The sequence below is a fragment of the Oleiphilus sp. HI0125 genome (assembly GCF_001635355.1).
On the sequence record NZ_LWGF01000758.1, the window covers coordinates 25,861 to 46,146 of the forward strand.

Consider the following 20,286-nt stretch of genomic DNA (forward strand, 5'->3'; position numbering starts at 1 on the left):
CTTAGAAGTAAGAGGTTTATATCAGGATGGAATTTAGCGACTTGGCTGACTTGCGGATCTTTCCTTTACCAAACAGAAATTGCCAACGATGACCGCCGAGTTGTCGCCATAATGTTGCGGATCTAATACCTGCAAGAAGTAATGCGCGAATCTTTGCGGCGTTGTGTTCCACTTGCAGATGACGGGCATGGCCAGATACCTGAATACGCATATTAAATGTGCTAATGCTTTCTTGGTAAGTAGAAGCCAAATTCGCGATGACGTTCTCGTGATCAATGCCAAAGTGAGATACTTGATTAGACGCTAGCTCGAGTTTGTTTCCTATCAAGGAAAGCATATCGCTTTGTTTGCTTAGCTTTTGTTGCAGATGTAAAAGCGCTAGTGCGTAACGGAGTACTTGTGGGTTTGCATCAACCCCTGATTCTCCTAAGCAGCCTAGTAAAGCTTGTTGCCCTTTTTTAAGAGCATGCAAGTCAGAATAGATATCTTGTGCATGATTGGGGTTCGTGTTGAAAAGCGATTCAATCAACACGTTTTGTGCATCGTGATCACAAGAGCCATTGCGCGCAATGCTATCTACCAATACGCAGCACTCGAATAAGCCAGATAGTGCCAGTGCCTTATTCTGATCGTTAGTTAAGCTCATCGTTAGGCTCGCTACTAGTAGATGCAATGATCCCACCGCCGAGGCAACGATCTTCAATATAGAAAACAACCGATTGGCCTGGAGTAATGGCTCGTTGGGGGGTGTAAAACCGCACGCGAAGATCTCCGTTCTCTAGCTTTTCGACATGACAAGACTGATCTGCTTGTCGATAGCGTACTTTAGCTGTACAAGAGAAAGGCATGTTTGGTTCACCATTAATCCAATCTAGATTTTTGCAGATCAACTGATTTGCAAAGAGCAGTGGATTATTCTTTCCTTGAACAACGACCAGAGTGTTGTCGTCTAGATTTTTTTGCGCGACATACCAAGGTGATTCGTCATAGTTTTTTAAGCCGCCAATACCGAGGCCTTGTCGCTGACCGATAGTGTGATACATCAAACCTTGATGCTTGCCGATGGTGTCTCCCGTATCGGTAATGATATCGCCTGGTTGCGCTGGCAAGTACTGTTTCAAGAAGTCTGAGAATTTTCTCTCCCCAATGAAGCAGATGCCGGTGCTATCTTTCTTATCGTGCGTTACTAGGTCATGCTGTTCTGCGAGTTTGCGCACTTCAGGTTTTTCGATCTCTCCCACTGGGAACAGAGTTTTTGCAATCTTGTCGCCACCAACAGCATACAAGAAGTAGCTTTGGTCCTTGTTAGCATCTAAGCCTTTCAATAACCATGCTTCGCTGTCTTTATCCTGCTTGCGTACGTAATGCCCTGTCGCAATGTAGTCTGCACCAAGAGTTAATGCATAATCCAAGAATGCTTTGAACTTAATTTCTTTGTTGCACAAAATGTCTGGGTTGGGTGTGCGACCAGCTTTATATTCCTCTAGGAAATACTCGAATACGCGATCCCAGTATTCAGCTGCGAAATTTGCTTGATGCAGTTTGATCCCAAGTTTGTCGCAGACTGCTTGTGCGTCATTTAGATCTTCAATCGCTGTGCAGTACTCAGTGCCGTCATCTTCATCCCAGTTTTTCATGAATAAGCCTTCAACTTGATAGCCTTGTTGCTGAAGTAAAAGTGCTGATACAGAAGAGTCTACACCGCCTGACATGCCGACGATGACGCGAGTTTCATTGGGAGATTTCATTAAGTACCTATCGTTAAAACGCTGCGATAGTTAGCGTAGTTGAAAAGTGCGGATTGTAACCGCTTATGGTTAAAAAAACAGCAGTTTGTTTGTTAATGCTCGTAGATGAAATCTAATGGGGTAAGCGGCTTATTTCGTGCATCTTCAAGGCATTTTAAAACCAGAGGGCTGCGAAGATTTTCACTTTCGTTTTGAATTTCCTCAAAGCTCAACCAATGGGTCTCAAGAATGTCGGTATCAAGACTTTGACGCGTATTGCTGATAGGTTTGGCCAAAAAACAATAACGATGATAACAGACGCCGTTTTGAGGCGCTGTGTAGACATAAAGTCCAATTAGACCTACTAGCTCGACTTGCCATGCGGTTTCTTCGAGTGTTTCTCGAACAGCGGCAGTCAAAATAGATTCTCCCTCGTCGACATGCCCTGCTGGTTGGTTAAATACGCGTTTCCCGTGGCTAAGTTCTTCAACCATTAGATATTTACCATCTTGCTCTACCACGCAAGCAACGGTGGCATGGGGCGTCCAAATATTTGTCATGACTAAGTTCTTTTCTTTTGATAATTACGAGGTTTGTTACTTTGCTTGGGTAAATGAACTGTTTCTGTTCGCATCTGTCCTGGTTTTAAGTCATCGAGTTTCCAAGGGCCGATGGCATGCCGAATCAGTCTAAGTGTCGGGAACCCTATATGTGCGGTCATTCTGCGAACTTGTCGGTTTCGACCCTCTGTAATGATGATTTTAAGCCAGCTTGTTGGGATGTTTTTTCTGTCGCGTACTGGAGGGTTTCTCTCCCACAAATCCGGAGGGGCGATCAATCGTGCTTTGGCTGGTTTCGTTGGACCATCTTTGAGAGTGACGCCTTTTTGAAGTTTTTCCAAGTCTCTATCATTTGGAATACCTTCGACCTGAACTAAATAAGTTTTGGGTAGCTTGTGTTTTGGATCGGCGATGCGTGACTGCAATTGACCGTCATTGACCAACAGCATTAAACCTTCAGAGTCGTAATCAAGGCGACCAGCTGGATACATGTCTTTGGTTTTGATGAATTGGGCAAGTGTGGACCTGCCTTCACGATCAGTGAATTGAGACAAGACGTTGAAGGGTTTGTTGAATAACAGTAGATCAGCCATAAACTCGCTCGCAGATTACGTGCGAAGTCTACCAGAGCAATTCAAACAAAAGTATCTTTCTGAGGCGCACGAGAACGCCCCAGAATCACTAATAGCAACCCTTAAATTATAGGGGCTTTAGCTTCTTCAATGTTTGTAGAAGTTTCAGAAACAGCCGCGATGCTCGGCGCTGCTTGTTCTTCTACTGAAATCACTTCGTCGTCAAGATTCGCTACTTGATTTTGTGCGACTTCTGCTGACTGTATATTTACAGCGTGCACGCCTTTGTTGCTCGGCTGTTTTTCAAACATCACCGACTGTCCAGCTTTTAAGGTTTTATACCCATCCATTTGAATTGATGAGAAGTGTGCGAATAGGTCTTCAGTGCAGCCGTCTTCAACGATAAATCCATATCCCTTTGCGTTGTTAAACCACTTAACTTTACCTTGGTACATGAGGTGACTCCCGTGTCGTTTGCAGGGTCTAGTTCCAACCACCTAGATAATCCTGCTTCGTTTTATTTTTATTCGTAAGCTATAACGCGTTATTTGTTACAGCGTGTTAATTCTGGTTGGTTTTTAAACAGTGTCAAGTTCTTCTAACGAAAAAATTGACTCATCACACAAATCAGTTTTCAGAATTTCACAAATTTAATCCTGAGAACGGAATTGATGGTGCAAACTATTAGGTGACACTTTGCGATGTAAAATAATGTTGAAATAGGCCGATATGATGGTTTAAACGTATTGAAATATGTGAATGTGAACCCATTTAACATTTGTGTAAAAAAACGTTTCGGGTAATGAGTAAGTTGAAAGATAGTCTACTAGTATTGAATCAGGGCTCAGATGTGGACCCAAGCCAACCGAATCAGGATGATGGACTGCTTTTGGCGCCAGATAAACCGGCACTGAAACGCCCCTCGATGTACCAGGTGGTGATGTTAAATGATGACTTCACACCCATGCACTTTGTTGTTGAAGTGCTGGTTCGATTTTTCGCAATGAACGAAGAGAAGGCCACGCAAGTCATGTTGGCCGTACATACACAAGGAAAAGCAGTGTGTGGGATTTATTCGAAAGACATTGCCGAGACCAAAGTAGCGCAAGTAAATGAATACTCAGCTGAGTGCGATCATCCGCTACTTTGTGAACTGCAGAAGCAAGATTAACCTGGATTGGTCGGGGTATAAATATGCTAAGTAAAGATTTAGAGCTAACGCTAAATGAGGCATTTAAGAATGCTCGAGACAAACGTCACGAGTTCATGACGGTTGAGCATTTGCTACTAGCCTTGCTAGATAACGACGCTGCCTTAAAGGTTTTAGATTCATGCGGTGTTGAGCTCGCAATACTTCGTCAAGAGCTGACAGAGTTTGTTGATTCAACAACGCCTTTAATTCCAAGCGCCGACGACGAGCGCGAAACACAACCTACTTTGGGCTTTCAACGTGTCTTACAGCGCGCTGTTTTCCATGTTCAATCTTCTGGGAAGAAAGAAGTTACTGGTGCAAACGTACTGGTGGCTATTTTTAGTGAGCAAGAAAGCCAAGCGGTATATGTGCTGAAAAAGCAAAATGTGGCGCGTATCGATGTCGTGAATTTCATTTCACACGGTATCTCGAAAGTTCCTGGGCAAGCTGAAGAGCAAAACACTGATTCAGAAATGGCTGAAGAAAGTGCCGAGGGTTCTGGTCAAAGCAATCCGCTTGAAAGCTATGCTGAGAATTTGAATGAAGTTGCGCTACAAGGACGCATCGATCCTTTGATTGGACGCGATCACGAAGTAGATCGTGTTGTTCAAATTCTTTCTAGACGTCGCAAAAATAACCCGCTTTTGGTGGGTGAAGCTGGTGTCGGTAAAACTGCGATTGCAGAGGGCCTAGCTAAGAAGATTGTTGAGAATGAGGTTCCTGAGATCATTGCAAATGCTGAAGTGTATTCTTTGGACTTGGGTGCTCTTTTAGCTGGAACTAAATATCGCGGTGATTTTGAGAAGCGGTTCAAAGCGCTATTAGCAGAGCTTAAGAAACGCGAGCACGCGATTTTATTCATCGATGAGATTCACACGATTATTGGCGCTGGTTCAGCATCCGGTGGTGTCATGGATGCTTCTAACTTACTTAAGCCATTGTTGAGCTCAGGTGGGGTGCGTTGCATCGGTTCGACGACATTCACCGAATTTCGTGGCATTTTCGAGAAGGACAGCGCGCTTGCACGTCGATTCCAGAAAATTGATGTGAATGAGCCAAATGTTGACGATACCTTCCAGATTTTGAAAGGTTTGAAACCTCAATTTGAGGCGCATCATGATCTGAAATATAGCGATAAAGCACTGCGTGCTGCAGCTGAATTGGCGGATCGTTACATTACCGATCGTCACATGCCAGATAAAGCGATTGATGTGATTGATGAGGCTGGTGCGAGTCAGCGTCTTGTGCATGAAAGCAAGCGTAAGAAGCTGATCAATGTGCAGGCGATTGAGGACGTTGTTGCTAAAATTGCACGCATTCCTCCTCGCAACGTTTCTAGCTCTGATAAAGATAAGCTTAAGAATATTGAGCGGGACTTGAAAATGGTCGTGTTTGGGCAGGATTTGGCGATCGAATCTCTTGCAACGGCAATCAAATTGTCACGAGCGGGTTTGAAATCACCAGAGAAACCAGATGGTGCATTCCTGTTTGCTGGTCCAACCGGTGTTGGTAAAACAGAAGTTACTAAGCAGTTGTCGAAGGTAATGGGCGTCGAGCTTGTACGTTTCGATATGTCTGAGTACATGGAGCGTCACACGGTCAGTCGTTTGATTGGTGCACCTCCAGGTTATGTTGGTTACGATCAAGGTGGATTGTTAACGGAAGCTGTTAATAAAAACCCACATTGTATCCTTCTGTTAGATGAGATCGAAAAAGCGCACCCTGAAGTGTTCAACTTGTTACTTCAAGTGATGGATCACGGCACTTTGACTGATAACAACGGACGTAAGACTGACTTCCGTCATGTTGTACTAGTAATGACCACGAACGCAGGTGCGGAGCAGATTAGTCGTCGTTCTATTGGCTTTAGTGAGCAGGACCATACGACAGATGGTATGGAGGCGCTGAATAAGTTGTTTACGCCAGAATTTAGAAACCGTCTGGATAGTATTATTCAATTTGCTCCTTTGGCGCGCGATACTGTTTGCTATGTCGTCGACAAGTTCTTAACGGAACTGCAAGCCCAGCTTGATGAAAAACGCGTTGTTTTGCATGTTGATGATGAAGTGAAAGTGTATCTTGCTGAAAAAGGCTACGACGAAAAAATGGGTGCTCGCCCAATGTCACGTTTGATTCAGGAAGAGTTGAAGAAACCGCTTGCCGAGGAAATCTTGTTTGGTCACCTGTCGTCAGGTGGTGACGTGAATGTCAAATATGACAGCAAGAAAGAGCAGGTCGTTTTTGAATATGAAAAAGAAGAAGCTGCATCAGTATAGATGCAGCGTCTGATCTCGATGTAATAAAAAAGGGAGCTAAACTCCCTTTTTTATTTTAACGCGCACGGTATGTGATGCGGCCTTTTGTCAGGTCATAAGGTGTCATTTCCACCTTAACCTTGTCACCCGTAAGAATACGGATATAGTTCTTGCGCATTTTTCCAGAAATGTGAGCAGTCACAACGTGACCATTTTCTAGTTCTACGCGAAACATTGTGTTCGGCAAGGTATCTACGATTGTACCTTCCATTTCAATGACATCTTCTTTCGCCATTAAAGCGTAACCTCATTTGAGCTATTCATAGCGCCTGAGGCGCTTATTGTGGAGGTCTTTTGGTTGACCCCCGCCTAAAAAAGCGACATTTTGCCTGAAACTCGCGCGATTCGCAAAATCAGTTTCGTGCTTTTACATTTACTTATACTTTTCACTGATAGCTTGCAGTTCTTCAATCGTAAGCCAGCGTTCATCAATACGTGTTTGGAATGGTTTAAAAGCCGTTTTATACGACATTTTTCTGCATTCTTTAATGAAATATCCTAGGTATACATACGGTAGATTACGTTTTTTGGCCTCAAGCAATTGCCACAAGATGGCATAGGTACCAATGCTTAGATGTTCGACATCTGGATCGAAGAATGTATAGATGGCAGATAGCCCATCATCTAATTCGTCCACGACCGCAATGCCAAGCAGTTGGCCTTCTAGTGTAAATTCTACAAAGCGAGTGCAGTCGCGTCCGTCGACTAGAAACGATCGATACTGCTCTCGGCTAGCCGGATACATATCTCCATCTACGTGGCGTGCATTAATATACTTTTCGTACAGTAAATAATGATCTTCATGAAAATCTGCACTCAAGCTCTGGGCTTGAATGCCTTGCGCATTTTTCAAGACGCGTTTTTGGCTGCGACTAGGTTTGAAGTCGTTTGCGAGTACTCTGACAGGAATGCATGCGTTGCACTGTAAGCAGTGGGGACGGTAATAATGACTACCGCTTCGACGAAACCCTAATTCAGAGAGCTGTTTATATACATTGTTACTGATGTTTGCGTTGGGGTCAGCAAACATCGTGGTCGCTTTTGCGCCGGGTAGATAGCTACAGTCATGCTCTGGTGTGGCATAAAAAACCATAGTTTCGAGATGGCTCATTGGGTGCCTCAGCTTGCTAGTATTTGATCAAGAATATCTTCATCAAAGCGCCAAGATAACGCTTCCTTGTGTTTCATTCCGTGTTGTATTTTTTCCATAAATACATCTCGTGGGATGAGTTCTGCACCAAGAGAGAGTAGGTGTTCATTCTCCATTTGGCAATCAATCAAGGGGAAGTTCCAGTTTCTTGCTTGAGTGCACAATGCAGCAAAAGCAATTTTTGACGCATTACTCTTTAACGAAAACATAGACTCACCAAAAAATGTGCGGCCAAAACTTAACCCATAGAGTCCACCAACAAGTAGGTCATTCCACCACACTTCAATAGAGTGAGCGATGCCGCGTTCGGCTAGGTTTAGGTAGGCGTATTTCATTTCTTCGGTAATCCAGCCTCCAGAATGTTCTTCACCTCGAGCGCAATGATCGATCACTTCTTTGAAGCTTTGATCAAAGCTTACGCTGAAGCCGCCTTTTCTAATCGCTTTCTTAAGTGATCTGGATATGTGTACGTGATTAGGAAATATCACACAGCGTGGATCTGGGCTCCACCATAGGAGGGGTTGGTCATCGCTAGACCAAGGGAAAATACCGTTACGGTAAGCTTGTATTAGGCGCTCTTCGCTAAGATCGCCGCCAGCGGCTAGCAATCCATTTGGATCGTCTAAAGCTGAGTCGACGGAAGGGAAGTTATCCTGAGGGTTTAGCCAAGGTAGTAAGCTCATAACTTAGGCCGAATTATTCTTTAGTTCTAAAGTATAGATAAACAATTCGGCCTTTTAATAGTTTTAAACGGACCTAACTTACTCGAGATCGTCCAGATACTTTTCAGCATCAAGTGCTGCCATACAGCCGAAGCCAGCAGACGTAATAGCTTGACGATATACTTGGTCGGTCACATCGCCGGCAGCGAATACGCCAGGAATGCTCGTAGCTGTAACGCCGCCATTAAGGCCAGACTTAATAGTGAGGTAGCCATTGTCCATTTCAAGCTGACCGTCGAATAGATCTGTGTTTGGTTTGTGTCCAATCGCGATGAATACGCCGGTTAGATCGATTTCTTTGGTTTCGCCTGTTTCCGTTGACTTGATACGAACGCCGGTAACGCCAGCATCATCACCAAGAACTTCATCAAGAGTATGGTTCCATTCGAAACGAATATTGCCATTCTCAGCTTTGTCGCGAATCTTGTCTTGCAATATCTTTTCTGAGCGCAAGGTGTCACGACGGTGAATCAAAATTACTTCTTTCGCGATATTAGAAAGATAGAGAGCCTCTTCTACAGCTGTATTACCGCCACCAACAACACATACCGTTTGATTGCGATAGAAGAAACCATCACAGGTTGCACATGCACTGACACCACGGCCAGAAAATGCTTCTTCTGATTCGAGGCCAAGATATTGAGCAGATGCGCCTGTCGCAATAATCAATGCATCACAGGTGTATTCGCCTGAATCACCGCTAAGGCGAAATGGTTTTTGACTCAAATCAGCTTTGTTGATGTGGTCAAACACAATCTCGGTATCAAAACGCTCGGCGTGAGCTTGCATGCGTGCCATTAAGTCCGGACCTTGCAAGCCTTCTACATCACCAGGCCAGTTATCTACTTCAGTCGTTTGGGTTAATTGGCCGCCCGCTTGGATGCCAGTAATTACAACTGGGTTCAAGTTGGCGCGCGCTCCATAAACGGCGGCTGTATAGCCAGCAGGGCCTGATCCTAAGATCAATAATTTTGCATGTTTTGCTTCGCTCATGAGGTACCTCAACACTGAATTCAAATTGGTTCTGGTGCATGAGGAGTAATTTCATGCACTGTTAAAAACGATGCCCTATATATAAGGACGAACTAGAAAATATCTACCGAATTTAAGATTTTATTACTAATTTTTTGCGATTGGCTGTGGGAATGGGGCATCCGGTGATCACAAATATATGGAAATACGTCCTGAATATCGTCTGGGATGACCGTTTCTCGATGATTTAAAAACGCCCAAGCGCGTACTGCAGCAATCAGAGAAAGGTTGGCGCGAGGTGATAACCCGTGCTGGCGTTCTAGTTCTCGACTAAATTTAGCTAAACGGAATACATAGTCGATTACTTTATCTGGGACTTGAATCGACTGACTCATTTCTTGAAGAGCAATAACCTGTTCTTCATTTAATAGTGGGCTTACGGATTCCAATAATGTAGTTCTGCTTTTACCTGTCAGAAGTGCCTTTTCATCCTCCTCACTTGGGTAGCCTAGGCTGATACGCATCATGAACCGGTCCAGTTGTGATTCTGGGAGAGGGTAAGTTCCAGATTGTTCAACAGGATTTTGTGTGGCGATTACGACAAAAGGGCTGGCCAAATCGCGGGTCCGTCCATCGATTGATACGCGCTTTTCTTCCATCGCTTCAAGCATGGCGCTTTGAGTTTTTGGTGGAGCACGATTAATTTCGTCCGCTAGTACGATATTGCTAAAAATCGGACCTCGTTGAAAAAGCAGCTTGCCGGAATTTTTGTCAAAAATATTGCCCCCAATAATGTCAGCAGGGAGCATGTCGCTTGTAAATTGTGCGCGCTTATATTTTAAGCCGAGCGTTCTTGCTAATGCGTGGCTTAAGGTTGTTTTGCCCATGCCAGGAATATCTTCAATGAGAAGATGCCCCTGCGCTAACACACAACAAAGCGCAAGCTTTGTTTCTTTCTCTTTGCCTAATATAATTTGATTAAGTTGCGCGAGGCTTTGGTCGATTAGAGTCTTTGCAATATGAGGATCTATGTTGGGCATGGTACTGCGTGTTTCTTCAAAATTGATGTATTCATTAAAGCAAATACTTGAAGTCTTTGCTCTTTTTTTGATGGAATAAAGTGCATTGCAGGGCAGTAACTATTGCCTGTACCCATCATGTGATTTAATGCTGTCATGAAAAATTGGTATCCCGCACTCATTGGTTATCGTTATACGTCTGTAAAACGAAGCAACCACTTTATATCGTTTATATCTGTCATATCGATGCTTGGTTTGATTATCGGTGTTGCCTTGTTGATTACCGTTCTTTCGGTAATGAATGGCTTCGATCGAGAGCTCAGAACGCGCATATTGGGAATGGTTCCTCACGCTGTTATTAAACCCTATGCCACGATGCAAGATTGGCAGAGCGTTGACGAATTAGTGACTGCGCATCCTAAAGTAGTCTCTGCCGCTCCTTTTATTCAAATCAAAGGTATGTTGAGCGCTTCGGGTCTTGTTCAAGGAGCGCAATTGAATGGCGTGTTGCCAGAAGAGGAGAAAACGGTCTCGATTATTGAGAACCACATGGTGCAAGGTAGTCTGGACGATCTTCAAAGCGGGGAATTTCGAATAGTTCTGGGCGATATGCTTGCACGACAATTGCGTGTGCAAAAAGGGGATCGCGTTACTGTCGTATTACCTGAAGCTTCGTTAACGCCGGCAGGTGTTTTTCCTCGGCTAAAGCGTTTTACGGTTAGTGGTATTTTTCGTGTTGGTGCCGACTTAGATGGGCAGCTTGCTCTGATCCATCTAGAAGATGCTGCGAAAGTCATGCGTATGCAGGGATACGTAAATGGTATTCGGCTCAAGATGGATAACTTATTCGATGCGCCATATGTATCAAGGCAGTTGGCGAGTAGTTTGGATGAGGCGTATTACAGTATCGATTGGACGCTTACTCACGGTAATTTATTCTCAGCCATTAAAATGGAAAAAACCTTGATTGGGCTCTTGTTGATGGTGATCGTAGCGGTTGCTGCGTTCAATATTATTTCGACCTTAGTTATGGTCGTCACAGACAAAACGGCAGACATTGCCATTCTGCGGACAATAGGCGCGAGTCCTCGTGCAATTATGGGAATCTTTATCGTTCAGGGTGCGTATATCGGTGTTGTTGGAACGATAGTTGGAACCATATTAGGTGTCTTGTTGGCTTCAAACGTGTCAGAAATTATTGCCTTTGTTGAAGGCGTGCTGCAAATGCAGTTTTTGAATCCAGACGTCTATTTCATTAGTGATCTTCCCTCCGAATTACGTTGGACTGATGTCAGTGTGATTACAGGTTCTGCATTGAGCTTAAGTTTATTGGCCACACTTTATCCTGCATGGCGCGCGTCAAAAGTGAAACCAGCGGAGGCACTTCGCTATGAGTAATGAGATCGTCATTCAGGCGTCTAGCCTCAGTAAACGTTATAGCGATGGTAAGAGCGAGCTTTGTATTTTTGAGAATCTCGATTTTCAACTTTCTGTCAGTGAAACTGTCGGTATAGTCGGGACTTCCGGGGCAGGAAAAACAACCTTGTTAAATATACTTGGTGGTTTAGATTCGCCAAGTGCTGGTGATGTGGTTCTTTGCGGACAAAATTTATCACAAGCGAAAGAAAAACAAATTACGAAGTTACGAAATCAACAGCTTGGCTTTGTATATCAATTTCATCACCTTTTGGCGGAATTTACGGCGCAAGAAAATGCCGCAATGCCATTAATTATTGCTGGTATGTCTAATCGCGAAGCAATGAGTAAAGCGGCTGATTTACTTGAACGAGTTGGTTTAAAAGAACGCTTGGGACATAAACCTGCTGAACTTTCTGGAGGGGAACGTCAGCGCGTAGCCATTGCACGTGCGCTTGTTAACTCGCCACGAGTAGTCATGATGGACGAGCCTACTGGTAATCTAGATGCCGAGACTGCGGAATCTATTCAAGCTTTGATGCTTACTTTGCGACAAGAGATAGGGACTAGTTTTGTCGTCGTGACGCACGATATGGCGCTCGCCCAAAAAATGGATCGAACACTTGTGTTAGAGCGAGGTGGATTAGTTGAACGTTAAGCCTGTTCTCGACGCGCTTTTCGTTCAGTCCATCTTTTCTTTACGTTTCTCTTCCAAAGCCAGCCAACAATGAAGTAGCTAGCGAAGCCTCCGATAATTCCACAAATCACTGCTCCCAAATATAAAGGCACGCCAACTGTGTAAAGGCGTTCTGAGAGCCACTCCCAAGTCAGTTCATACTCAAAACCAAGCGGTGGCATTTGCAGAACCCAAGCGCCTACAAGGTATTCGAAATAGAAGATCGGAGGCATTGTGATGGGGTTGCTAAACCATACTGTTGCTACGGAGAGCGGTAAGTTTGCATTGAGCCAGACTGCGACAAATGCCGCAGCAACCATCTGAAAGGGCATAGGCATGCAGCCCCAGAAAAAACCGATAGCGATTGCTTTCGTTACGCTGTGACGATTCATGTGCCACAGGTTTGGTTCATGAATGACATCGCCCAAGAAACGAAGAGACTTATTGTCTTTAATGGTATCTGGATTAGGGAGATACTTTTTTAGTAAATCTTTTGGCATGATGTAATTCTTGTCAGCGAGCGTCTAAACCTGATATTCGCATGGCTTGTAAAACCGCACATGGATCGCGCGGGCATCTTATCTCACGGAAGAGACAATGTATCTAATTTTATCCGCCTTTTGTGTTGGCGCGATGCTGGTGCATTTTAGTGTACCTATTTTTAATGCGTTAATATTTTTTACGTTTCTGTTTGTAGCACTCTGTGTCATTCGTCACGCTTGTCATACTCACTCTGATTTAACCAATCGTCGCTTAATTGTGCTGAGTCTCGTTTCGGCCATTGCGTGTTGTGTTGCTTATACCTATGCGCAGTACGAAGTGGCTCAACATTCGGCTCAACGTGTATCCGTGAACGAAACTGGGAATGAGGTGCTGTTGCAGGGATATCTCTGCGGCCTGCCTCGCTATAGCCAATATGGTTTCTCTATTCCCTACTGTTCTGATACCGGCAAATTCTATGTCTCAGCGAGCTATGACTTTTCTAATCTATTAAATACGCAGTGCTCTTCGATTCAAGTAACGCTGAAATCCCCAAAGTTTAGCTATAACCCTTGGGTTGGGAGTTATGAAAGGCATTTGTTTTATGAGCGCGTTGTTGGCTTTGCAAAGGTAAATCGCGTTGTCGAGCGCGATTGTCATTCGACCGAGTGGAAGTCAGGCCGCTTGACTCAGTTAAGGTTGCGGATCTATGAGCATTTGGCGCAACTTTTAGATGGTTATGAACATAAAGGTTTGGTTATTGCGCTTGTTCTAGGGCATCGTGCCGACATATCAATCGACGAAAATCAGGCACTGCAAGACAGCGGGACGCAGCATCTTATGGCGATCTCCGGTCTACATGTCGGCTTAGTATGCTTTGGTTTGCTCGCCATAATGTTGCGACTTAATTTGGCTCGGTTTGCTTTACCTATCGTGGCCATAATGGGGTTATTTTACATCGCTTTAGTTGGTTTGTCGCCGTCTGCACAGCGCGCTTACGTGATGGTCTTAATAGGTATGCTAGTCATTCTTGGTCGCATTCCAGCGAATACCTTTCAAGCATGGATGCTTGCTTTGTTCGTGGTGTTAGCGCTTGACCCATTATCTCCACTCAGTGCGGGGTTTTGGTTTTCATTTGGTGCCGTGGCGGCGTTGTTGTTCATCTATTCATTCATTCCGCGACTGGTTACGCTGCCTAGCTTGCTTCAGCTTTGTGTTGTTCAAATTATCTTGTTCTTATTTGTCTGGCTTGCGCAGATGAATTTTGGGTTGTCGAACTCCTTATTTAGCTTAGCGGGGAATTTAATAGCGATCCCATGGGTGTCCTTAGTTGTGCTTCCTTCGGTCTTAATTTTAAGTCTGCTAAGTGTGTTTTTTTACGACTTGGCAAATCATGGCTTCTTTATTGTGGATGTGATTTTGGACTTTCTGCTCGCTTTTCTTGCTTCAGGAGAACAGCTTTCGCAAAGCTCAGGACTAAAACTGCAGCATCCAATAATGCAATGTTTGTTTATTTTGTTGCTGATAATGTCGGTTGTGTTGATCGGAGTATCTAAGTGGCTGGGCGGCAGTCTTTTGCTGTTTTTATATCTGTTTTTATTCTCGGAGAACGAGCCCGAAAAATCTAAATTGTTGGAACGATATCGTCTCTCGGTGCTTGATGTTGGTCAGGGACTTTCCATTGTCATGCAATCACCTAGCCTCACAATAGTGTATGACACGGGGCCTAGTTATGAACGTTACTCGTCGGCTCGGCATGTGCTTCGACCGTATTTCATCAAGTATGGTTTAAACGAACTCGATTTATTAGTGATAAGTCATGGAGATGCAGATCATGCCGGCGATAGCGACTGGGGTGTGAAGACCTTAAGGCCGCGAGAAATCGTAAGTGGTGAGCCTGATAGACTCAAAACTAAGACAAACACAGAGAGTTGTCTTGTCGGGCAAACGTGGGGCGCTTCTAATATTAGTGTCGAAGTGCTTTGGCCCCTCGATGTATCTGGTTTGTCAAAAAATAGCAACGCGCGCTCTTGTGTTCTCAAGGTGACTTTCTACGATACGTCGTTTTTGTTAATGGGGGATATAGAAGGTGAAGAAGAGTTTGATTTTGTTCGTCACTACTACGAAAACAATAAAATAGATCTTCTAGATGCAGACGTTCTTATTGCGGGGCATCACGGTGCATTTAAGGCGAGCAATCATGCTTTCTTGAAGCATGTTCAACCTGGATATGTCGTTTTTTCTGCTGGCTATGCAAACCGATTTAATCATCCGCATGCGAGCGTATTGGAAAGGATAAATTCTCACGCAGCAAATCCCTTGATTACTTATGAAAGCGGAGCCATTTTTTTCGATGTCACTGATCGAGGACTTAGTGTTACAAGGACAAGAAGTGATGCAAATAACTATTGGCTCCTACCTTAATTCACAGATTTCTGAAACGTAACCAATTGAATAGGGGGGCAGACTTCTCAAACACTGGGTTTATGATAAAGTACCGACATTCGGCACTGTTGCTGTTATAAAAAAATTAAAGCGGCCTCGCTTCTTAGGAGAACCTCTGTGTTAGATCTATTAAAGCCCGGTGGGATTATTATGTTCCCGCTATTGCTTTGTTCTGTTTTAGCCTTAGCAATTATTATTGAACGATTCTGGACTTTACGTGCTAATCGCCTCGCTCCGAAAGCGCTTGTTAATGATTTGTGGGGCTGGATTAAACGCAAAGAATTAGACTCTAAAAAGCTTCGTGAATTGAAAGAAGCTGCGCCGATCGGCCGAATTTTAGCTGCGGGTCTAGTGAATGCGAAACATGGCCGCGAAGTCATGAAAGAAAGCATTCAAGAAGAAGCGAGCCATGTCGTGCATGAAATGGAACGTTTCTTAACGGGTCTTGGTACTGTAGCTGTGATCACGCCCCTACTTGGTTTGTTAGGAACCGTTATCGGTATGATCAAGGTTTTTGCTCAATTACAATTAGAGGGTGCTGGTAACGCTGCAGCGCTTGCAGGTGGTATTTCGGAAGCACTGATTACGACGGCAGCCGGTTTGACTGTCGCTATTCCAGCATTGATCTTCCACCGTTATTTCCTACGACGTGTTGACGAAATTGTGATAGACATGGAACAAGACGCATTGCGCCTTGTAGAGATTGTTCACGGTGAGCGTGAGCCGACGCGTGCAGAGGAAAAACAACCTTGAATTTCAAGCGCCAAGCTTCTGAAGAAGTATCAGTCAACTTAACACCGCTGATTGACGTGGTGTTTTTGTTGTTGATTTTTTTCATGGTATCGACCACTTTTACCAAAGAAAGCCACTTGGAGATTGATTTGCCGCAGTCGAGCGCAGATCCTGCTAAACCATTGGCTGAAGAAATAGAAGTGATCATCAATGCTGAAGGTGAGTTCTCGGTTAATGAGCGCGCACTCATCAACAATCAGGAAGATACCTTGAAGAAAGCCGTCGAGAAAATCTCGAATGGAAACACCAAGATTCCTTTCATTATTACAGCAGATTCCAAAACTGATCACGAGTTTGTGGTTCGTGTGATGGATGTTGCAGGTCAACTTGGATTTGTTCAGCTTAGTATCACGACACAACGAGCACAGTCGAAAAACTAAAAAAGCTCTAGCCTAAGCTAGAGCTTTGTTTACGCGAGCAAATTGTAATGACAAAAGACGCGAAAGCGTTACCGCAAAATGAAGATTCCAACTGGCAGCTTTATCGCCGTTTATTGGTATATCTCAAACCTCTCAAATTTTTCTTTGCACTGAGTGTGATCGGCAACTTTGTTTATGCCGGTGCCAGTGCCGCAATGGTTAAAGCGCTAGAATTTGTGATTGAGACTATTGAGTCTCCGACTCCTGAAGGGAGACTTCTACTGCCAGCAGTTATATTGCTTCTCTTTGCCATGCGTGGCGTAGGTGGCTTTTTAGGAGGATATTATATCGCCTATGTTGGCCGTAATATCGTTCATAAAATGCGCCTTGAGATCTTCGATAGTTACTTGAAGTTGCCAACTTCATTTTTTGATAGCAATTCTTCTGGCCATCTGATTTCGCGTATCACCTTTAATGTAGAGCAGGTCTCCTCGGCCGCGACGGATGCTATTACAGTGACTGTTCGAGAGGGCTTAACTGTTCTATTCCTCCTTGGTGTGATGCTTACCTCGAACTGGAAATTGACCTTAATCTTCCTCAGCCTTGGTCCAATTATTGGGTTTGTGATTAGTTACGTCAGCAAGCGTTTTCGAAAACTGAGTAAGCGCATTATGGGCTCAGTTGGCGATGTTACACATGTAACTTCTGAGATTGTTACGGGCTATAAGGTTGTTCGAATATTTGGTGGCGAGAAGTATGAGCAAGAGCGCTTTCAAGGCTCGAGTGAGTACAACCTAATACAGAGCCTAAAGCTTGAATTTACCAAGATGATCAGCACACCGGTTATCCAGCTTTTAGTCGCTTTATCTATTGCGATTTTAATTTGGTTGGCACTTGCTCCCGATGTCATTGGTGATATGACTGCTGCGCAATTTGTCGTGATCATCACAGCGGCATCCACTATGGCTAAGCCGATTCGTCAGTTGACTCAAGTGAATGAGAAAATTCAGCGTGGTCTCGCTGCGTCGCGTGACTTGTTTACTATCATGGATTCCGAGCCTGAGAAAGATGAAGGTGAGCGCACTCTTGAGAAAGTTCAAGGCGAGCTAGTTTTTAAGGATGTCCGTTTTCGTTATCCGACAAGCGATAATGATGTACTCAAAGGCTTTAATCTGCGCGTAGCACCGGGTCAGACAGTTGCCTTGGTCGGTCGCTCAGGTAGTGGTAAGTCTACCGTCGCAAACTTGTTACCACGCTTTTATGAACCAAGCTCTGGTTCCATCGAGCTCGATGGTGTTCCTCTTACGGATTTCACGTTGCGTTCTTTGCGTGACCAAATCTCGCTCGTGACGCAACATGTGACATTATTTAATGACACGATCGCCAATAATATCGCCTACGGCACTCTAAATGGCGCCGATGCTGAGACACTGGCTTCAGTCGCGGAGAAAGCTAACGCGCTTGAATTTATCAACGATAAAGAAAACGGTTTTGATACTGAGATTGGCGACAATGGCGTCTCTCTCTCTGGCGGCCAACGTCAACGTTTGGCGATCGCTCGCGCCCTTTTAAAAGATGCGCCTTTATTGATTCTCGATGAAGCGACGTCTGCACTCGATAACGAATCAGAAAAAGTGATTCAGCGTGAGTTGGATGAGCTTATGAAAGGGCGCACTACTTTAGTTATCGCACATCGTCTCTCAACGATTGAAAATGCAGATATTATCGTCGTGATGGACGAAGGGCATATTGTTGAGCAAGGTGCGCATGCTGAGTTGTTAGAGAAAGATGGGGAATACGCAAAACTCTATAACATGGCACTTTCTGACGATCACTAAGCTCAAGGGATTAGGCGATAAGCGTGAACGACCACTCTAATATTGAGCAAGTGATTACCAAAGCTTGGTACTCAAACAAGCTTTGGATTTATCTGCTTGCGCCTTTTTCGATTCTTTATTGGCTTGTCATTCGAATATCTGGACTGCTTTCAAGTTCACCTCCTAAATCTAAGGTTCCAGTGATTGTTGTAGGTAATTTAACGGCGGGTGGCACGGGTAAGTCTCCGCTGGTGAGTTTGTTGGTGCGCGACTTTGAGCAACGCGGGTATCGTGTTGGCGTTGTGAGCCGCGGCTATGGTGTCTCTATTCCAAAAAATGAAGTGCGTCTTGTGCATGCTGATAGTTCAGCAAATGAAGTAGGTGATGAGCCACTTATGCTCAAACGATTATTGGCGTGTGATATTGCCTTATCTCCGCAACGCGCATTGGCAGTTAAAGCATTAGAAGATTTAGGTGTGGATTTAGTGATTGCAGATGATGGTCTGCAACATCATGCCATGTATCGAGATCTTGAACTCTGCGTTATCGATGGACAGCGTGGCTTTGGCAATGGCTGGGTGTTACCCGTTGGCCCTTTGCGTGAGCCTGTTAACCGTTTGGCTGATATGGATGCGGTTGTCATCAATGGTGAGTTAGATTCATCTATAAAATTACCTCGTTCGGTTTCGACAAGTGCAATGACTTTATTGCCGAAAGAGTTCGTGCGTTTGGACGGTTCTGAATGTTTGGAGGTCGCAGCATTTGTTGAAAAATATTCATCGCAGCCTATCAGTGCCGTAGCAGCAATTGGCAATCCTCAGCGTTTTTTCTTTTTGCTAGCCTCTCTTGGTCTGACAACAAAGAACACTGCAAAGCCAGATCACTATGCCTACAGTAATGAAGACTTTTCTTCGATCAATGGGGTGGTAGTGATGACTGAAAAAGACGCAGCGAAATGTAGAGATTTAGGTATTCAAGATGCGTGGTTTCTGCGTGTAAGTCCGGAGCTCCAAGACAAACTCACTGATAAGCTTTACAATCAGCTCAAACTTTCTGGCCGCTTGCGCACCATACATTAATTTAGATATTCGATTAGGAACTTAGTTTTGGATAAAAAACTTCTGGCGATCCTCGCATGCCCAATTTGTAAAGGCGAACTAAAATATGACCGTGATGCGTCAGAGCTCATCTGCAAAGCGGATGGCTTAGCTTTTCCTATTCGCGATGGCATTCCTGTGATGCTTGAGAACGAAGCCCGCACTCTCACGACAGATGAAAAACTAAGCAAAGACTAATCTGGAAATCCGATGCAACCTTATTCCGTGATTATCCCCGCGCGCTTTGCTTCGCAACGACTTCCTGGAAAGCCTCTTATAGATATCGCGGGCAAACCAATGATTCGACACGTTTACGAGCAAGTGAAAGATCTAGGTGCGCAGCGCATTATCGTTGCAACTGATAATACGGATATCGAAGGAGCCTGCTTAGACTTCGGCGCAGATGTGGTGATGACATCTCCTGATCATCCATCTGGTACGGACCGCTTGGAAGAAGTTGTTCGTGAACTTGATATGGATGATGATGAAATAATCGTCAATGTTCAGGGCGATGAACCGTTGATTCCTGCAGCACTCATTGAGCAAGTTGCTCAGAATTTGAGTGCACATCCTGAGGCTGGTATTGCAACGCTTTGCGAGAGAATTCTAGATTTAGATACGGTATTGAATCCGAATGCAGTAAAGGTTGTATTTGATGAACATGGTTTCGCGTCTTATTTTAGTCGCGCACCGATTCCTTATGCGCGCGATGCATTGAGCGAAAAACCGCCGCGCTTATCTTCGACAGCTGAGTATTTTCGTCATATTGGAATGTATGCTTACCGAGCTGGCTTCTTGAAGCAATATGTTCAATGGGTACCGAGTATGACTGAGAAAGTGGAAAAACTTGAGCAGCTTAGGGCCTTGAGTAATGGCGTCAAAATTCATATCGAGCTTGCCAAGCAAACTCCCCCAGCAGGTGTCGATACGCAAGAAGACTTAGACCGAGTTCGTGCGCATTTCGAGAACCGATAA

Annotated in this window: 22 protein-coding genes; 11 read left to right on the forward strand and 11 right to left on the reverse strand. The window is 44.4% G+C overall.

Annotated elements, in window-relative coordinates; translation table 11 throughout:
• Positions 1–16: 16 nt before the first annotated feature.
• The 5 genes from hflD to A3762_RS28690 all read right to left on the reverse strand — a co-directional run bounded on the left by hflD (position 17) and on the right by A3762_RS28690 (position 3,314).
• A complete protein-coding gene (gene hflD, locus A3762_RS11740) occupies positions 17–646 on the reverse strand; it encodes a high frequency lysogenization protein HflD (protein ID WP_068755688.1) in 630 nt (209 codons plus the stop codon).
• Complete coding sequence (mnmA, locus tag A3762_RS11745) at positions 633–1,748, reverse strand: tRNA 2-thiouridine(34) synthase MnmA (RefSeq protein WP_068755689.1); 1,116 nt, start codon at positions 1,746–1,748, stop codon at positions 633–635. The genes hflD and mnmA overlap by 14 nt, the downstream gene beginning before the upstream one ends.
• Positions 1,749–1,840: 92 nt before the next feature.
• The gene (locus A3762_RS11750) at positions 1,841–2,287 is read right to left on the reverse strand and encodes an NUDIX hydrolase (protein ID WP_068755690.1); all 447 of its coding nucleotides are present in this window, start codon (positions 2,285–2,287) and stop codon (positions 1,841–1,843) included.
• Positions 2,288–2,289: 2 nt separating this feature from the next.
• The gene (locus A3762_RS11755) at positions 2,290–2,880 is read right to left on the reverse strand and encodes a pseudouridine synthase (protein WP_068755691.1); all 591 of its coding nucleotides are present in this window, start codon (positions 2,878–2,880) and stop codon (positions 2,290–2,292) included.
• A gap of 101 nt (positions 2,881–2,981) precedes the next feature.
• Positions 2,982–3,314 (reverse strand): cold shock domain-containing protein, encoded by a 333-nt coding sequence (locus A3762_RS28690; protein ID WP_068755692.1) that lies wholly within the window; start codon positions 3,312–3,314, stop codon positions 2,982–2,984.
• Between the two features lie 347 nt (positions 3,315–3,661).
• Here A3762_RS28690 and clpS point away from each other — a divergent pair, with 347 nt between their 5' ends.
• Together clpS and clpA are read left to right on the forward strand one after the other, a co-directional pair.
• The gene (gene clpS, locus A3762_RS11765; protein ID WP_068476489.1) at positions 3,662–4,030 is read left to right on the forward strand and encodes an ATP-dependent Clp protease adapter ClpS; all 369 of its coding nucleotides are present in this window, start codon (positions 3,662–3,664) and stop codon (positions 4,028–4,030) included.
• Between the two features lie 23 nt (positions 4,031–4,053).
• Positions 4,054–6,327 (forward strand): ATP-dependent Clp protease ATP-binding subunit ClpA, encoded by a 2,274-nt coding sequence (gene clpA / locus A3762_RS11770; RefSeq protein WP_068755693.1) that lies wholly within the window; start codon positions 4,054–4,056, stop codon positions 6,325–6,327.
• A 55-nt stretch (positions 6,328–6,382) separates the two neighbouring features.
• On the opposite strand, the gene infA is transcribed toward clpA, so the two are convergent.
• The 5 genes from infA to A3762_RS11795 form a co-directional block, all read right to left on the reverse strand.
• Positions 6,383–6,601 (reverse strand): translation initiation factor IF-1, encoded by a 219-nt coding sequence (gene infA / locus A3762_RS11775; protein ID WP_068476485.1) that lies wholly within the window; start codon positions 6,599–6,601, stop codon positions 6,383–6,385.
• 138 nt (positions 6,602–6,739) lie between these two features.
• On the reverse strand, positions 6,740–7,477 hold the full coding sequence (locus A3762_RS11780; protein WP_068755695.1) for an arginyltransferase: 738 nt from the start codon (positions 7,475–7,477) through the stop codon (positions 6,740–6,742).
• Positions 7,478–7,485: 8 nt separating this feature from the next.
• Positions 7,486–8,199, reverse strand: a complete 714-nt coding sequence (gene aat / locus A3762_RS11785; RefSeq protein ID WP_068755697.1) for a leucyl/phenylalanyl-tRNA--protein transferase — start codon at positions 8,197–8,199, stop codon at positions 7,486–7,488.
• Between the two features lie 78 nt (positions 8,200–8,277).
• Positions 8,278–9,231 carry a thioredoxin-disulfide reductase gene (gene trxB / locus A3762_RS11790; RefSeq protein WP_068476479.1) on the reverse strand — a complete coding sequence of 318 codons (954 nt, stop codon included), beginning with the start codon at positions 9,229–9,231 and terminating at the stop codon, positions 8,278–8,280.
• A gap of 92 nt (positions 9,232–9,323) precedes the next feature.
• The gene (locus A3762_RS11795) at positions 9,324–10,250 is read right to left on the reverse strand and encodes a MoxR family ATPase (RefSeq protein ID WP_068755698.1); all 927 of its coding nucleotides are present in this window, start codon (positions 10,248–10,250) and stop codon (positions 9,324–9,326) included.
• Positions 10,251–10,385: 135 nt separating this feature from the next.
• Here A3762_RS11795 and A3762_RS11800 point away from each other — a divergent pair, with 135 nt between their 5' ends.
• Positions 10,386–11,627 (forward strand): lipoprotein-releasing ABC transporter permease subunit, encoded by a 1,242-nt coding sequence (locus A3762_RS11800; RefSeq protein ID WP_068755699.1) that lies wholly within the window; start codon positions 10,386–10,388, stop codon positions 11,625–11,627.
• Positions 11,620–12,303: an ABC transporter ATP-binding protein gene (locus A3762_RS11805; RefSeq protein WP_068476473.1), complete on the forward strand. Its 684-nt coding sequence runs from the start codon at positions 11,620–11,622 to the stop codon at positions 12,301–12,303. The genes A3762_RS11800 and A3762_RS11805 overlap by 8 nt, the downstream gene beginning before the upstream one ends.
• Here the strand turns inward: A3762_RS11805 and A3762_RS11810 are convergent.
• Positions 12,300–12,821 (reverse strand): DUF2062 domain-containing protein, encoded by a 522-nt coding sequence (locus tag A3762_RS11810; RefSeq protein ID WP_068476471.1) that lies wholly within the window; start codon positions 12,819–12,821, stop codon positions 12,300–12,302. The genes A3762_RS11805 and A3762_RS11810 overlap by 4 nt on opposite strands.
• Before the next feature lie 97 nt (positions 12,822–12,918).
• Here A3762_RS11810 and A3762_RS11815 point away from each other — a divergent pair, with 97 nt between their 5' ends.
• From A3762_RS11815 to kdsB, 7 genes are all read left to right on the forward strand, one after another.
• Positions 12,919–15,225 carry a DNA internalization-related competence protein ComEC/Rec2 gene (locus A3762_RS11815; RefSeq protein WP_068755701.1) on the forward strand — a complete coding sequence of 769 codons (2,307 nt, stop codon included), beginning with the start codon at positions 12,919–12,921 and terminating at the stop codon, positions 15,223–15,225.
• A 138-nt stretch (positions 15,226–15,363) separates the two neighbouring features.
• Positions 15,364–15,999 carry a MotA/TolQ/ExbB proton channel family protein gene (locus A3762_RS11820; RefSeq protein ID WP_068476468.1) on the forward strand — a complete coding sequence of 212 codons (636 nt, stop codon included), beginning with the start codon at positions 15,364–15,366 and terminating at the stop codon, positions 15,997–15,999.
• Complete coding sequence (locus A3762_RS11825) at positions 15,996–16,418, forward strand: biopolymer transporter ExbD (protein WP_068476202.1); 423 nt, start codon at positions 15,996–15,998, stop codon at positions 16,416–16,418. Before A3762_RS11820 ends, A3762_RS11825 begins: the two co-directional genes overlap by 4 nt.
• Before the next feature lie 47 nt (positions 16,419–16,465).
• Positions 16,466–18,235, forward strand: a complete 1,770-nt coding sequence (gene msbA / locus A3762_RS11830) for a lipid A export permease/ATP-binding protein MsbA (protein WP_068755703.1) — start codon at positions 16,466–16,468, stop codon at positions 18,233–18,235.
• Between the two features lie 23 nt (positions 18,236–18,258).
• Positions 18,259–19,293 (forward strand): tetraacyldisaccharide 4'-kinase, encoded by a 1,035-nt coding sequence (lpxK, locus tag A3762_RS11835; protein ID WP_197469219.1) that lies wholly within the window; start codon positions 18,259–18,261, stop codon positions 19,291–19,293.
• Between the two features lie 27 nt (positions 19,294–19,320).
• The gene (locus tag A3762_RS11840; protein WP_068476464.1) at positions 19,321–19,509 is read left to right on the forward strand and encodes a Trm112 family protein; all 189 of its coding nucleotides are present in this window, start codon (positions 19,321–19,323) and stop codon (positions 19,507–19,509) included.
• Between the two features lie 12 nt (positions 19,510–19,521).
• Entirely contained in the window at positions 19,522–20,286 is a 765-nt protein-coding gene (gene kdsB / locus A3762_RS11845) for a 3-deoxy-manno-octulosonate cytidylyltransferase (protein ID WP_068755705.1), read from the forward strand.

What these genes read in the sequence shown, in the direction of transcription:
- A3762_RS28690 (WP_068755692.1), bottom strand. Translation starts at nt 3,314, where the DNA reads ATGTACCAAGGTAAAGTTAAGTGGTTTAACAACGCAAAGGGATATGGA.
- infA (WP_068476485.1), bottom strand. Translation starts at nt 6,601, where the DNA reads ATGGCGAAAGAAGATGTCATTGAAATGGAAGGTACAATCGTAGATACC.
- A3762_RS11805 (WP_068476473.1), top strand. Translation starts at nt 11,620, where the DNA reads ATGAGTAATGAGATCGTCATTCAGGCGTCTAGCCTCAGTAAACGTTAT.
- mnmA (WP_068755689.1), bottom strand. Translation starts at nt 1,748, where the DNA reads ATGAAATCTCCCAATGAAACTCGCGTCATCGTCGGCATGTCAGGCGGT.
- msbA (WP_068755703.1), top strand. Translation starts at nt 16,466, where the DNA reads ATGACAAAAGACGCGAAAGCGTTACCGCAAAATGAAGATTCCAACTGG.
- clpS (WP_068476489.1), top strand. Translation starts at nt 3,662, where the DNA reads ATGAGTAAGTTGAAAGATAGTCTACTAGTATTGAATCAGGGCTCAGAT.
- A3762_RS11755 (WP_068755691.1), bottom strand. Translation starts at nt 2,880, where the DNA reads ATGGCTGATCTACTGTTATTCAACAAACCCTTCAACGTCTTGTCTCAA.
- trxB (WP_068476479.1), bottom strand. Translation starts at nt 9,231, where the DNA reads ATGAGCGAAGCAAAACATGCAAAATTATTGATCTTAGGATCAGGCCCT.
- kdsB (WP_068755705.1), top strand. Translation starts at nt 19,522, where the DNA reads ATGCAACCTTATTCCGTGATTATCCCCGCGCGCTTTGCTTCGCAACGA.
- A3762_RS11780 (WP_068755695.1), bottom strand. Translation starts at nt 7,477, where the DNA reads ATGAGCCATCTCGAAACTATGGTTTTTTATGCCACACCAGAGCATGAC.
- A3762_RS11795 (WP_068755698.1), bottom strand. Translation starts at nt 10,250, where the DNA reads ATGCCCAACATAGATCCTCATATTGCAAAGACTCTAATCGACCAAAGC.
- A3762_RS11810 (WP_068476471.1), bottom strand. Translation starts at nt 12,821, where the DNA reads ATGCCAAAAGATTTACTAAAAAAGTATCTCCCTAATCCAGATACCATT.
- A3762_RS11750 (WP_068755690.1), bottom strand. Translation starts at nt 2,287, where the DNA reads ATGACAAATATTTGGACGCCCCATGCCACCGTTGCTTGCGTGGTAGAG.
- hflD (WP_068755688.1), bottom strand. Translation starts at nt 646, where the DNA reads ATGAGCTTAACTAACGATCAGAATAAGGCACTGGCACTATCTGGCTTA.
- aat (WP_068755697.1), bottom strand. Translation starts at nt 8,199, where the DNA reads ATGAGCTTACTACCTTGGCTAAACCCTCAGGATAACTTCCCTTCCGTC.
- clpA (WP_068755693.1), top strand. Translation starts at nt 4,054, where the DNA reads ATGCTAAGTAAAGATTTAGAGCTAACGCTAAATGAGGCATTTAAGAAT.
- A3762_RS11815 (WP_068755701.1), top strand. Translation starts at nt 12,919, where the DNA reads ATGTATCTAATTTTATCCGCCTTTTGTGTTGGCGCGATGCTGGTGCAT.
- A3762_RS11800 (WP_068755699.1), top strand. Translation starts at nt 10,386, where the DNA reads ATGAAAAATTGGTATCCCGCACTCATTGGTTATCGTTATACGTCTGTA.